Source organism: Streptomyces sp. cmx-18-6, assembly GCF_046548915.1.
GTDB lineage: Bacteria > Actinomycetota > Actinomycetes > Streptomycetales > Streptomycetaceae > Streptomyces.
Genome location: NZ_JAEBEP010000012.1, coordinates 65,726 through 78,999, shown reverse-complemented (window position 1 = coordinate 78,999; position 13,274 = coordinate 65,726). Strand labels below are relative to the sequence as shown.

Here is a 13,274-nt window from a genome sequence, read left to right as displayed (position 1 = left end):
CGGAGAAACCGCCCGGAAGTCACCCCTGACACCCCGGGGATCACCCCCAAACGCTCAGCGGGCGCCGAACTTCTGCGTCCACACCGGCCCGCCGCCTGAGTCCTGCTTGCCGATGCCCATCTCCTTGAAGGAGCAGTTCAGGATGTTCGCGCGGTGCCCGGGACTGTTCATCCACGCCTGCATCACATCGGCCGGGGTCCGCTGCCCCTTGGCGATGTTCTCGCCGTACGTGCTCCACCGGTAGCCGGCCGCGGTGATCCGGTCGCCCGGGTCGGTGCCGTCCGGCGAGGTGTGCGCGAAGTAGTCCCGCGCCGCCATGTCGGCGGAGTGCCGCTGTGCCGCCGTCGCCAGCAGGTCGTTGGAGGTCACCGGGCCGCAGCCCTCCTTCGCCCGTTCGGCGTTGACGATCTGGAGGACCTCGCCGCTCGTCGAGGCCGGGGGAGCGGGCGCGGGCGGCGGCTTCGGGGCCGGGGCCGCCGAGCTCGGTGCGGGGGGCCGGGTGCTCTTCGTCGGTGTGGCCCTGGCCGTACGCGAAGGACTCGGCGACGGCGACGCCGATGCGCTGGGTGAGGGGGAAGCGGAGGCGGACGAGGCCGAGGCGGATGGCGACAGTGTCGCCGGTTTGCGCGAGGGGGTGGCCGCCGTGGGCAGGGCCGAGCTCTCGGTCGGGACCGCCGCGGTCACCGTCGTCGCGTCGCGGTCCTCGTCGTCGGTGTAGAGGTGCACCGCCGCGCCGCCGGTACCGAGTGCGGCGATGGCGATCACGGCGGCCACGGCCGAGTTGCGACGGCGTCGCCGTGCCTGACCGCGCCTGCGCTCGGCCCGCCCGGCCCCGGCGAGCTCCCCGGTCCCGGACGACCCCGCGAGGTGCGCGGCGGTCGGCAGCAGCTCGGTGGCCGCCCCGCCCGCGGTCGCGGCCACCGGGACCAGTGCGAGCCCCACCAGCAGGCCCTCCGCCGGCACCAGCGCCGACCCGTGCCCCGAGCAGACCGTGCACTCGCGGGCATGACGGGCCAGCCGCTTCCGCCACAGGGCGGACGGCACCCCGTCCCAGCCGGCGACGATGTCCTCCAGCAGCACGCACGGCGGATCCGCCGCGAGCGCGCCCACCACGACCCGGGCCGCCTCCAACTGCGCCTTCATCCGCTGGACGCGTACGGCGGTGTGCTGGGGGGAGAGCTCGAGAGCCGCGGAGACCTCGGCCCGCGACAGCTGACCCGCGGTCTCCAGCCACCACAGCGACAGCAGCGCACGGTCGTCCTCGTCCAGCCAGCGCGTCGCCTCCGCCACCTGCCGCCGCTGGCCGGTCAGCCCGAGCCGCAGGATCGTCAGCTCGACGAAGTCGGCGCGCGGATCGGGCAGGTCGTAGGCGTCGTCCAGCCGGTCGGCTGACACGGCCCCCGACTGGCCCTCGCGCCAGTGGCGGCGGATCTCGTTCATGGCTATCGCCACCAGCCAGGAACGGAATCTCTCCGGATCGCGGAGCTCGGGCAGGCTGCGCAGCATGCGCAGCACCGTCTCCTGCACCACGTCGTCGACGTCCGCGTGCCCGTTCAACGCCCGGCCGACGACGTTGTACAGCAACGGCAGATACGACGCGACCAGCCGGTCCTTGGCCTCCTGGTCGCCGCTCCGCGCCGCCGCGATCAAGGCCGTCCCGTGATCCTTGCCCATGCTGTACTCACTCTTCCGGGGTCCGGTGCTGTCACTTCCCACACTCGGGAGATGCGGGGCGGCGGGGACGATAACAATAATCCGATGAGCATCCCGGATTTCTTCCGGTGTCTTCCGCCACCCGGCCCCCGGCCGGCGCGCACGGTCATGCCGCGCGACGCACCCCCGACGCGCACGGCCGCGCCCGCGGGTGGACCCGCGACGCGCTCGGTCCGTGCCACGAGATGCCTCTCGTGGCACGGACCGAACGCGTGCGAACAGCGGGGCGGCCGGTCACCGGCGGCCTCGTTCAGGAGTGCGGCCGCCCGTCCTGGTCCCGCTCCGAGCCGAACTGCTGCCTGAGCTTGTCCTGGGCGGTGTCGACCTGACCGCTGTACTTGCCCTTGGTCCGGTCGTCGACCATGTCTCCGGCCTTGTCGATGCCCTTGCCTGCCTGGTCCTCGTGACCCTTGAGCATCTTCTTGATCTTGTCCAGTGCGGACATGCCTGATCCTCCTCGCCTCTGCGCCCCCACCCATCAAGGGTCACCGGACCCGGCCCGGCCCGCATCCCGGACCCACCGGCCGTGCCGGGCCGGGAGGCTTCCGCCCCGGCGTCCGGACCACGGCCAGGACCCCCGCAGGACCCCGGCAGGAGTCCGCCAGGTGGACCGGAAGTGTGAAGCGGCGTCGGCTGGGCAGATACCGGTCACCTGGAGGAGGTGGTGGCCATGGGCCGCATCCGCATCGTCGTCCGTCGTCCCCCGCCCCCGTCCGGGCCGCCCCCGCTCGACCTGCGCACCCCCTCCGGGCGGCCGCTGCCCTACTGACCGCCCGGCGGCCCGTCGTCGTAGCGCGCAGACGCCGGCCCCGACAGCGGGGCGAGCTGTTCCACCAGCCCCTCCAGCTCCTCGACCGCGTGCTCCGTCTCCCGGCGGATGTTCTGGTGCTCGGCGACGATCGCCCCGAGCAGCAGCGCCGTGAGCGCCACGCACCCGTTGAGCATGGTGAGGTTGGCCATGATCTCCATCAGCGTGTGGCCCGCGAACGGCCCCAGGGCGTCCGTCCCGGCGATGATCGCCAGCACGGACACCACCAGGGCGCACGGCGCGCTGCCGGGCAGCTGGAACCGGAGCGCAGCCCAGATGATCACCGGAAAGACCAGGTAGATCATGGACAGCGAGCTCCGCGTGGAGACGAGCCCCGCCACGACCACGGTGACCGCGAGGAGCGACGCCTCCGGCCACCGTCCGGTCAGCCGGAACGACCGCACCCGGCCCAGCACCAGCAGTACGGGCGTGACCACGAGCACCCCCATGGCGTCCCCCGCCCACCACGACGACCAGACCAGCCAGAACCGCCCCGGGGGCACCTTGCCGTCGAGCAGCAGCGTCACGCTGCCCGCCGTGGCGCTGATGAGCATCCCGGCGAACGCCCCCAGGAAGACCAGACAGACACCGTCCCGCAACCGGGCCAGTTCACTGCGGAAGCCCACCTTGCGCAGCAGCGCGTAGGCGGCGAGCGGCGCGAGGGTGTTGCCGAGGACGATGCCCAGACGCGACACCGTGAACGCGTCGCCGATGGAGGAGACGGTGAACAGCGCGCCCAGGGCGATGCCCGGCCAGATCCGGCTGCCGCAGCACAGCAGGGCGGCGAGCGCGATCCCGGTGGGCGGCCAGAGCGGTGTGACCACGGCCCCGTCCAACACCACCTGGCGCGTCAGCCCGAGCCGCCCCGACAGGTAGTAGGCGCCGGTCACGCCCAGGATCTGCGCCACGTACACGGCCCGACGTCTGGCTTCCTTGCTGCGGATCACAGCTCTCATCAGACACCGGCCCCGCGAACGAGGCTGCCGATGACACGCGCGCCACGCCCCCGGCGTCACGGGTCCGGGACTTCAGGAGTTCACGGGTGACTCCGCGCGCCACCCGCCCGGCGTCACGGGTAGCCCGCGCACCCAGGCATCTCCGCGCACCACCGCGCCTCCGAGCGCCGCGGAGCCAGCGCCACCCCGTCGCCACGGGTCAGCGCCACCGCGTCACGGCGTTCCACGGCGAGCCGCCGCGTGCCGCAGGACGAGTACGGCGGCGTCGTCCTCGTGCCCCGTCAGCTCCGCCGCCCCGAGGACGCCGTCCGCCAGATCGTCCGCGTTCGCCCCGGCCTGCGCGGCGACCAGCCGGCGGACCCGGTCCAGACCGTCCTCGATCAGCAGCGACGGGCCCTCGACCACCCCGTCGGTGAGCAGCACGAGCACCCCGTCCGTGTCCAGGGTCCGGCGGGTGACGGGATACCTCTCCCCGGTCTCGATGCCCAGCGGCATGCCCCCCGGATCCTCCGTGATGCCCGACCGGCCGTCCACGGTCGCCCACACGCACGCCACATGACCGGCCCGCGCGCTGTGCAGCTCCCAGGTCTGCGGATCGAGCCGCAGGAACGTGCACGTCGCGAAGAGGCCGGAATCCACCGACAGCAGGAGATCGTTCGTCCGGCCCATGACCTCGCCCGGGTCGGAGACCGTACCGGCGATGGCCCGCATCGCGATGCGCACCTGCCCCATGAAGGCCGCCGCTTCCACGTCGTGCCCCTGGACATCGCCGATGGCGAACCCCAGAGCGCCGTCCGCGAGCGCGAAACCGTCGTACCAGTCACCGCCGATGTCCAGCCCGTCCCGGGCCGGCGCGTACCGGGCGGCCGACTGGAGGCCGGGGACGGTGGGCAGGGCAGCCGGAAGCATGTCGCGCTGAAGGGCCTGCGCGAGTTCCACTCTGGCCTGGTGGAATTCCACCTCTCGCCGCGCACGGGCAGTGAGGCTCTGCAACGTGGTGAGCAGATCCTCGGCGCTGACCGAGCGGGGAGTCCGACGCCGGTTCATGGGCTGCTCCGCGGTGCGTGAGTCCCTGAAGCATATGGCGCGCACGCGGGTGCGGCGACTTCGCGGCCGGCGGGGGACGCGGAACGTGCCGGTGGCCGGATGGCCCCGCACACCGGGCCGTTGTCAGTGGCCGGTGGGATGCTGCCTGCATGGACGAGCTGATGAGGCAGCGACGGGTGTACGGCGCCGACCACGACGACCCCCACCCCGGTCCGAGGCCGGGTCATGACTACCGGGAGCTGGTCGGCGGCCCGCTCGACGGGCTGCTCCTGGACGTCACCGGCTGGAGCGACGAGACCCTGCGCGAGGGCGTCGGACTGGTCACGGAGATAGGCGCGTACGGACCGGGCGGCCGCGCCGAATACGGGCCCCGCTCGATCGACGGCCACCAGTGGGACTGGCGCGGCGACGTGCGCTAGGTGCACTGGCTCGCAGCATTGTTCACGCGACGGTCGGCGGGTGAACGGCGGGTGTCCGGCCCTGATCCGCCGGCCCCCCGGACAACGCGGAGGCGACGCGGCGGCGGCAACAGGGTTACGAGGGCGAGGCGGCCGGCACCGTGCGGCGGAAGGCCCCGCCCCCGGGGCTGTGCCGGCGAGCGCCGGGAATGGGACAACGGGCGGGGGAGGGGGAGAGCCGCGCCGAGCCGTCCGATAGGTTTCCGCTCATGTGGGCTATGAGCGCTGTCGGATACCGTCGGCTGGGTGCGGCAGGCGCCTTGGCGACCGCTGCGGGCGGCTGGATCTCCGGAAAGCTGCCGGCCCACGACCCCTGGGGCCTGTGGGTCGACCACGGGTTCAGCGCGAGGACCGCCGCTGCCGTCCTCGCCTACGTCGGACTGACCCTGCTCGTCGTCGCCTGGTGGCAGTACGGCAAGGCCGCGTCCTCCGTGCGCGACACGCTCGTCACCCTCGCCTGGTGGACGGCGCCGTTCCTCCTGACGCCCCCGCTCTTCAGCGCCGACGTCTACAGCTACATCGCCCAGGGCGCGATGGTCGTCGAAGGGCACGACGTCTACAGCGTCGGCCCCTCCAGCCTGGATCCGGCCGGAATCGGCGGCGACGCCTCGGCGAGCGTCGGCAACCACTGGCGCGACACCCCGGCCCCGTACGGCCCCCTCTTCCTCCTGCTCTCCGCCGCCGTGGCCAAGGCGACCGGCGGGACGATCGTCCCCGCCGTCCTGGCGATGCGGGCCATCGCGCTCGTCTCGCTGGTCCTCATCGTCTGGGGCCTGTGCCGACTGGCCCGGGAGCACGGCCGCAGCGAGAACCGCGCCCTGTGGCTGGGGGCGCTCAACCCGCTCCTGCTGATGCACGTGGTCGCCGGCATGCACAACGACGGCCTGATGATCGGCCTCATGCTGGCCGGTCTGGTGCTCGCGCTGCGCGGCAGATGGGTGGCCGGCAGCGCGTTCGTCGGGCTCGCGATGATGGTCAAGTCCCCGGCGGCCGTGGCCCTGCTGTTCATCGGCGTACTCGTGCACGCCTCGGCCACCGGACCGGAGATACGGAGATGGGCCAAGGGGCTCCTCGCGCCCGGCCTCGTCGCCTGCGCCGTCGCCGGATCGGCCACGCTGGTCAGCGGCACCGGCTTCGGCTGGCTGAGGACCCAGGGCGTCGCGGGGAACATCCACACGGCCCTCTCCGTCGTCAGCGACCTCGGCCTGGGCCTGGGGGAACTGGGCCGCGTGGTCCTGGGCACCGACCCCGAACCGGTCAAGTCCGCCGTGCAGCGCCTCGGCCTGGCGATGGCGCTCGCCGTGATCGTCCTGCTGGCCCGAAGGGCGATGAACGGCCGCCTGGCACCGGTCCAAGCCCTGGGCCTGGCCCTGCTGGCCCTGGTGGCCCTCTCGCCCATGGTGCAGCCCTGGTACCTCCTGTGGGGTCTTGTGGTCGTGGCCGCCACCCAGCAGCACGGCCGGATCGTCACGGTCCTCATCGTGCTGTCGGCGGCGCTCGTCTACGAGACCCACCCCACCGGGGGCACCCCGCCCTTCGGGTTCGCCATGGCGGGACTCGCGGCCGCCGTCGCCATCCTCGTCATCCGCCGCAACCCGGTCGTCGCCGAAACGGCGAGGATGCCCGGACCACGCACTCCGGTGCCGTCCACCGGCCCGGTGCGGTCCCACGGCCCGGGGCCGTCCGACGACCTGGACGCCACCGGCCCCACCCCCCAGACCACCGCGTCATAACCTCTCGACGCCCGGCGCGGGCCTCCGGTACGCTGATCACGTCCTGTCGTCTCCGATAGAGGTGGACGTTGCGCATCTGAGGTCCGCGATCACCACGCGGTACGGCCCCGCCCGTACACGATCATGACGCTGTCGGCATGTCTGCCGCCCGTGATCCCGCGTGAATGCGACCTCGGTGCTGAGCACGTCCCCGCTCTCCGCAGGACAGCTCACTCCTCCCTTTCCCGGTCTCTCCGGCCCGGTCGCCGCGTGCTGCTCGCATACGAAGCCCCCTTCCCCGCGTCTGCGACAGCGAGAGACACCATGAGCCATCCCACCGCGCCCAGCGCCTCCGCCGCCTGTTCCGGCCTCACTTTCCAGTGGCCGGACGGAACCACCGCCTTCGACGGGCTCTCCGTCACCTTCCCCCGGGGCCGCACCGGCCTGGTCGGCGCCAACGGCACCGGCAAGTCCACCCTGCTGCGCCTCCTCGCCGGAGGGCTGCGCCCCTCCCAGGGGTCCGTCACCGTGGGCGGCAGCCTCGCGTACCTCCCCCAGGACATCACCCTCGACACGGACCTGCGGGTCGATGCCGCCCTCGGCATCGACGTGCAGCGCGCCGCCCTGCGCGCCATCGAGTCCGGAGACGTACGCCAGGAGCACTTCGAGACGGTCGGCGACGACTGGGACGTGGAGGAACGCGCCCTCGCCACCCTCGGCGCCCTCGGCCTCGGCTCCATCGAACTGGACCGCACGGTCGGGCGGCTGTCCGGCGGCGAGACCGTTCTGCTGCGCCTGGCGGCCCTGCTGCTGGAACGCCCGGACGTCCTCCTCCTGGACGAACCGACCAACAACCTGGACCTGTTCGCCCGCCGCCGGCTCTACGAGGCCGTCGACTCCTGGCGTACGGGCATCCTCATCGTCGTCAGCCACGACCAGGACCTCCTGGAGAGGGTCGACCGCATCGCCGAACTGCGCTCGGGCTCGGTGAGCTGGTACGGCGGCAGCTGGTCCGACTACCAAGAGGCCCTGGCCACCCAGCAGGAAGCGGCCGGACGGACGCTGCGCTCCGCCGAGGCCGACGTACGACGCCAGCAGCGCGAACTGGAGGAGACCCGCGTCAAGGTGGCCCGCCGCCGGCGCCACGACAAGAAGCTGGACGCCCAGCGGCGGGCCCCGCGCATCGTCGCGGGTGAACGCAAGCGTTCCGCGCAGGAATCCGGCGACCGGCTGCGGGGACTGCACGAGGACCGTCTCGAAGAGGCCCGCGAACGGCGGGAGGAGGCGGCGGAGGCCATCCGCCAGGACGCCGAGATCCGGGTGAGCCTGCCCCATACCGCCGTGCCCGCCGGCCGCACGGTACTGACCCTGCGGGATCTGAGCCTGCCGTTCGGCAGACTGCGCGAAGGCAGCCTCCACGTGCACGGGCCGGAGCGCATCGCCCTGGTCGGCCGCAACGGGGCGGGCAAGACGACCCTGCTCCGCACGCTCACCGGGCAACTGGCCCCGCTCTCGGGCGAGGCCGCCGTCTCCGTACCGCTGCGCTTCCTGCCGCAGCGCCTGGACATGCTCGACGACGCGCTGAGCGTCGCCGCGAACGTCGCCCGCACGGCTCCCGGCACCACCGACAACCAGATCCGCTCCCAGCTCGCACGGTTCCTCTTCAAGGGGGCCCGCGCGGAGCAGCCGGCGGGCACCCTCTCCGGCGGGGAACGATTCCGTGCCGCCCTCGCGGCGACCATGCTCGCGGCCCCCGCCCCGCAACTGCTGATGCTCGACGAGCCGACGAACAACCTGGACATGGCCGGCGTGCGGCAGCTGACGAGCGCACTGGAGTCCTACGAGGGGGCGCTCCTCATCGCCGGCCACGACCTGGCGTTCCTCGACTCGGTCGGCATCACCCGCTGGATCCTGCTGTCCGACCACCTCCACGAGACGAGCGCCGACGAGGTCCGCGAACTGCTCGCGGCCCCGGAGACCGCCTGACCGGGGCCGGTTCGCGGGAAGCCGTGGGAGGGGAACGGAAGGAGTACACGTAGCGGAGGGGTCGCCCGGGAGGGACGACCCGTGGCGCCCGGGCGGTCAGGGTGCCGCCCGGGGCGTCCTCAGGCCGCCTCGTAGCGGTGGGCCCGGCCGCCCCGCCATTCCACCCAGACGGGGTTGTCGAGTATGCGATCGGGGTCCTCGAGGCCCGCCTCGCTCAGGAAGACGATGACGTCGTGATCGCTGTGGGCCAGCCCGAGTATCTCGTCCCGGCCTTCGTAGTGCACGGTCACCCGGCGGCCGCCCGAGGGGGTCGGCCGGTGGATGACGATCGGGGGAGTAGCCATGGCTCTACCCTGCGACGGGCCTGTCGGGCTCGCATCCCCGGCTGTACGGTCCTGCCGCGCCGCCGCCCCCGGGAGGCGGGTCCCGGGGGCTCATCGTGCCGTCGTCGTGAGTTCCACCGTTGTTGTGACGCGGACCAGCGACGGCCTTCGCGGGGCGGAGCCGAAGCCGAAGTCCACCGGGGGATGGAGCGGCGCGAGCAGCCCGAGGCTCGTCCCGTCCAGTACGGCGCGCATGTCCCGTACGGGTCTGAGGTCCCGGGCCCCGTACCACTCGCGCCGCCCCGAGCCCGCGCTGCCCAGGGTCCGCACCCCCGGCATCAGCCGCGCCGGGACGTCGCACAGCGCTGCCCAGGTGCGGCTCCGGGCGAGCGGAGCGGGCACGGCGGACAGGAGCAGACCCAGGGCGGACCTGCGCCCCACCCGCATCCACAGGTCCAGCGGCCCCGCCTCGACCCGCCACCCGGTGCGGGAGACGGCCACGGCGACGGGGACCACGTCGACCCGCTCGAAGCGGTACGTCGCGGAGACGAACTCCGCGACCTGCCGCGACGGGGCCAGCAGGACCCGCTCACCGTCGGGATGCTGGACCATCACGTCGCTGAACGCCCCGAACGGCGAACGGGGCCAGTGCCCCACCACCAGCCGCGTCCCCGAGGACGTCCCCACACCGGCGATCCAGCCCTCGAACCGCAGTCGCTCGCCCTTCACGGCCGCCTACTCGAAGCGCGACGGGTCGCCGGCGCCCCGGCGCACGATCTCCGGCTCGTCACCGGAGAAGTCGATGACCGTGGTGGGCGCGGTGCCGCAGTCGCCCGAGTCGATCACCGCGTCCACCTCGTGGTCGAGGCGCTCCTTGATCTCCCAGCCCTGCGTCAGCGGCTCCTCCTCGTCCGGCAGGAGAAGCGTGCTGGAGAGCAGCGGCTCGCCCAGCTCGGTCACCAGCGCCTGGGTGACGACATGGTCGGGGATACGGACCCCGACCGTCTTCTTCTTCGGGTGCATCAGCTGCCGGGGCACCTCCTTCGTCGCCGGGAGGATGAAGGTGTAGCTGCCGGGCGTGGCCGCCTTGACCGCCCGGAACACGTCGTTGTCGACGCGGACGAACTGGGCCAGCTGAGCGAAGTCGCGGCAGACCAGCGTGAAGTGGTGGCGGTCGTCGAGGTCGCGGATCGACCGGATCCGGGCGATGCCGTCGCGGTTGCCCAGCTGACAGCCCAGCGCGTAACAGGAATCGGTCGGATACGCGACGAGCGCACCGGAACGGATGCTGTCGACCACCGTGCTGATGGTGCGCGGCTGGGGATTCTCGGGGTGCACGTCGAAGTACTTGGCCATCCGCCGAGCTTACGTGCTCGGGGACGGGCCGTCCGGACAGCGGCCGCGACGACGGGAAGGCGGCCCGGCACACTCCGGACCGCCTCCCTTCGAGCCCCGTAAGGCTCTTCCCGCCCCACGAGACCTTCTTCCAGCGCCGTACGGCCTTTCGGCTCCGTGCGGCCTCCTCGGTCCCGTGCGGATCAGACCGTGGCGGGCCCCACCAGTTCCTCCAGGACGTCCTCCATCGTCACGAAGCCGATGACCGTGCCCTTGTCCCCGGCGACGGCGGCCAGGTGTGTGCCCGCGGCGCGCATCGCGGTGAGGGTGTCGTCGAGCGGGGTGTCGATCTCGACCCGGATGACGGGGTGGATCGCGCTCCTGGGCAGCGGCTTGGTGCGCTCCGCGACCCCGAGGGCGTCCTTGATGTGCAGATAGCCCAGCACCCCGTTGTCCGGGGCCGTCACCGGCAGCCGGGAGAACCCCGAGGCGACCGCCGCCCGCTCCAACTGCTGCGGGGTGATGCCGAGGTCGACGGTGACGGTCCGGTTCAGCGGCACCATCACCTCGCCGACCGGCCGGGTGCCCAGCTCCAGGGCGTCCCTGAGCCGCTCGCCGTCAGCCGGGGCGAGCAGACCCGCGTCGCTGGAGTCCTTCACCAGACGGACCAGTTCGTCGTCGGTGAAGACGGAGGCGACCTCGTCCTTGGGGTCGACCTTCATCAGGCGCAGCAGCATGTTGGCGAACGCGTTGATGCCGAAGATGACCGGCCGCAGCGCCCGGGTCAGGGCCACCAGGGACGGACCCAGGGCCAGGGCGGTCGCGGCGGGCGCGGCGAGCGCGATGTTCTTCGGGATCATCTCCCCGATGAGCATGTGGAGGTACGTCGCCAGGGTCAGCGCGATCACGAAGGCGATCGGGTGGACCAGGGCGTCGGGCACGCCGACCGCGTCGAACGGCGGCTCCAGCAGGTGCGCGATCGCCGGTTCGGCGACGGCCCCCAGCACCAGGGAGGAGATGGTGATGCCGAGCTGGGCCGTGGCCATCGCGGCCGACAGGTGCTCGATGCCCCACAGGGTGCTCTTGGCCCGTCGGCTGCCGCGCAGGGCCTCGGGCTCGATCTGGCTGCGGCGCACGGAGATCAGGGCGAACTCCGCGCCGACGAAGAACGCGTTCGTGAGGAGCGTGAGCGCGCCGATGAGAAGCTGAACGGTGGTCATCGGGCGTCCTCCTCCGCGAGGGCCAGGGCCGGCACGGGCGCGGTGATCCGCACCCGGTCGGCGCGGTGGTGCTCGATGTCGAGCACGTCGAACTGCCAGCCGTCGATGTCGACCCGGTCGGTGCGGACCGGGATGCGGGCCAGCCGGGTCGCGAGCAGGCCGGCGAGCGTCTCGTACGGACCTTCCGGCGCCCGGAAACCTATCCGGTCGAGCTGGTCCAGCCGGATGCTGCCCTCGGCCTCCCAGACCGGGCGGCCGTCGCCGAGCGGTTCGGCGGGCGCCAGATCGGGGCGCTCGTGCGGGTCGTGCTCGTCGCGGACCTCCCCGACGACCTCCTCGACGATGTCCTCGACGGTGGCGACCCCGGCCGTCCCGCCGTACTCGTCGATGACGACCGCCATGGTGCGGTGCCGGCGCATCTGCGCCAGCAGCCGGTCCACGGGCAGCGAATCCGGTACGAGAAGGGGCTCGGTGGCCAGAACCGTGACCGGCGTCCGGGCCCGCTCGGACTCGTCCAGGGCCAGGACGTCACGGATGTGGACCGTGCCGATGACCTCGTCCAGGCTGTCGCGGTACACCGGGAAGCGGGACAGGCCGGTGGCCAGCGTGAGGTTGGCGGCGTCGGCGGCGGTGGCGTGGGCCTCCAGGGCCCGTACGTCCACACGCGGCGTCATCACGTTCTCGGCGGACAGCTCGGCCAGGTTCAGGGTGCGGATGAAGAGCTCCGCGGAGTCCTGCTCGATGGCGCCCGCACGGGCCGAGTGCTGGGCGAGGGCGATCAGCTCCTGCGGGGTGCGGGCCGAGGCCAGCTCCTCGGCCGGCTCCAGGCCGAACCTGCGCACGGCACGGTTCGCGGTGTTGTTGAGGTGGCGGATCAGCGGGGCGAAGCACGCCGTGAACGCCCGCTGGGGGCCCGACACGACCTTGGCGACCGCGAGCGGGCTGGAGATCGCCCAGTTCTTCGGGACGAGCTCGCCCACGACCATGAGGACGACGGTCGACAGCGCCACGCCGAGCAGGGTGGCGACCGTGGGCACCGCACCCGAGGGGAGACCGGCGGACTCCAGCGGGGGGCGGAGGAGCATGGCGAGGGACGGCTCGGCCAGCATGCCGATGACCAGGGAGGTCACGGTGATGCCGAGCTGGGCGCCCGAGAGCTGGAACGTGAGCCGCTTGGCCGCCTTGAGCGCGCTCGCGGCCCCACGCTCACCGGCCTGTGCCGCGCGCTCCAGCTCGCTGCGCTCGATGGTGGTCAGCGAGAACTCGGCTGCGACGAATACCGCGCATGCCAGGGTCAGCCCGAGGGCGAGGAGGAGCAGGAGTACTTCGCTCACCGTGTCACCTCCGTCCCCTGGTGCGCCGGGGCAGGGATGACACGGTTCGTACTGGGAGGCTCACCCATTGCGGTACCGCAGCTCCTTCTCTGTTCGGGTCGTCGGGTTCGACGTGGTGGGCGGACGGGAATCCGCCCCATTGATAGTAAAGGGAGCGCAAAGCAACGGGGAGTGGCGCGCATCACGCCGCGCGTCAGTCGCGCGAACGCCTCGAGCGGGCGAAGCCCGCACCGAACGCCTCACCCGAATGGCTGGAACCGTACGCATACGGACCGGCTCGGGAACCGCTTCGCGTCCCCGGACAGTTTGCCGGACGAGATGGGGCACGAACAACGGGAGGCGTCGGTGGAGAGACCCGGACCGGGGCGTGTGCGCGGCATGA

At 72.6% G+C, this 13,274-nt stretch carries 12 protein-coding genes; 3 read left to right on the top strand and 9 right to left on the bottom strand.

The genetic code is table 11. The annotated features are described in order from the left end of the window. Positions 1 to 54 precede the first annotated feature (54 nt). The 4 genes from ACLJPL_RS25910 to ACLJPL_RS25895 form a co-directional block, all read right to left on the bottom strand. On the bottom strand, positions 55 to 1,674 hold the full coding sequence (locus ACLJPL_RS25910) for a sigma-70 family RNA polymerase sigma factor (RefSeq protein ID WP_411083343.1): 1,620 nt from the start codon (positions 1,672 to 1,674) through the stop codon (positions 55 to 57). 289 nt (positions 1,675 to 1,963) lie between these two features. Then, positions 1,964 to 2,158, bottom strand: coding sequence for an antitoxin (locus ACLJPL_RS25905; RefSeq protein ID WP_411083342.1), 195 nt, complete (start codon positions 2,156 to 2,158; stop codon positions 1,964 to 1,966). A 317-nt stretch (positions 2,159 to 2,475) separates the two neighbouring features. Continuing rightward, on the bottom strand, positions 2,476 to 3,468 hold the full coding sequence (locus ACLJPL_RS25900; protein WP_411083341.1) for an MASE1 domain-containing protein: 993 nt from the start codon (positions 3,466 to 3,468) through the stop codon (positions 2,476 to 2,478). A gap of 222 nt (positions 3,469 to 3,690) precedes the next feature. After that, positions 3,691 to 4,524, bottom strand: a complete 834-nt coding sequence (locus ACLJPL_RS25895; RefSeq protein WP_411083340.1) for a PP2C family protein-serine/threonine phosphatase — start codon at positions 4,522 to 4,524, stop codon at positions 3,691 to 3,693. Positions 4,525 to 4,673: 149 nt separating this feature from the next. Between ACLJPL_RS25895 and ACLJPL_RS25890 the strand changes: the two genes are divergently transcribed. The 3 genes from ACLJPL_RS25890 (at position 4,674) to ACLJPL_RS25880 (ending at position 8,680) form a co-directional block, all read left to right on the top strand. Then, entirely contained in the window at positions 4,674 to 4,943 is a 270-nt protein-coding gene (locus ACLJPL_RS25890; RefSeq protein ID WP_411083339.1) for a hypothetical protein, read from the top strand. A 248-nt stretch (positions 4,944 to 5,191) separates the two neighbouring features. Beyond that, positions 5,192 to 6,715, top strand: a complete 1,524-nt coding sequence (mptB, locus tag ACLJPL_RS25885) for a polyprenol phosphomannose-dependent alpha 1,6 mannosyltransferase MptB (RefSeq protein WP_411083338.1) — start codon at positions 5,192 to 5,194, stop codon at positions 6,713 to 6,715. A 303-nt stretch (positions 6,716 to 7,018) separates the two neighbouring features. Then, on the top strand, positions 7,019 to 8,680 hold the full coding sequence (locus tag ACLJPL_RS25880) for an ATP-binding cassette domain-containing protein (protein ID WP_411083337.1): 1,662 nt from the start codon (positions 7,019 to 7,021) through the stop codon (positions 8,678 to 8,680). 119 nt (positions 8,681 to 8,799) lie between these two features. Here the strand turns inward: ACLJPL_RS25880 and ACLJPL_RS25875 are convergent, their stop codons facing one another. The 5 genes from ACLJPL_RS25875 to ACLJPL_RS25855 form a co-directional block, all read right to left on the bottom strand. Further along, positions 8,800 to 9,024: a hypothetical protein gene (locus ACLJPL_RS25875; RefSeq protein WP_411083336.1), complete on the bottom strand. Its 225-nt coding sequence runs from the start codon at positions 9,022 to 9,024 to the stop codon at positions 8,800 to 8,802. Between the two features lie 90 nt (positions 9,025 to 9,114). Next, positions 9,115 to 9,732, bottom strand: coding sequence for a hypothetical protein (locus tag ACLJPL_RS25870; protein ID WP_411083335.1), 618 nt, complete (start codon positions 9,730 to 9,732; stop codon positions 9,115 to 9,117). Between the two features lie 6 nt (positions 9,733 to 9,738). Further along, positions 9,739 to 10,359: an L-threonylcarbamoyladenylate synthase gene (locus tag ACLJPL_RS25865; RefSeq protein ID WP_411083334.1), complete on the bottom strand. Its 621-nt coding sequence runs from the start codon at positions 10,357 to 10,359 to the stop codon at positions 9,739 to 9,741. Between the two features lie 182 nt (positions 10,360 to 10,541). Next, positions 10,542 to 11,558: a hemolysin family protein gene (locus tag ACLJPL_RS25860; protein WP_411083333.1), complete on the bottom strand. Its 1,017-nt coding sequence runs from the start codon at positions 11,556 to 11,558 to the stop codon at positions 10,542 to 10,544. Continuing rightward, positions 11,555 to 12,892 carry a hemolysin family protein gene (locus ACLJPL_RS25855; protein WP_411083332.1) on the bottom strand — a complete coding sequence of 446 codons (1,338 nt, stop codon included), beginning with the start codon at positions 12,890 to 12,892 and terminating at the stop codon, positions 11,555 to 11,557. Before ACLJPL_RS25855 ends, ACLJPL_RS25860 begins: the two co-directional genes overlap by 4 nt. Between the last annotated feature and the right edge of the window lie 382 nt (positions 12,893 to 13,274).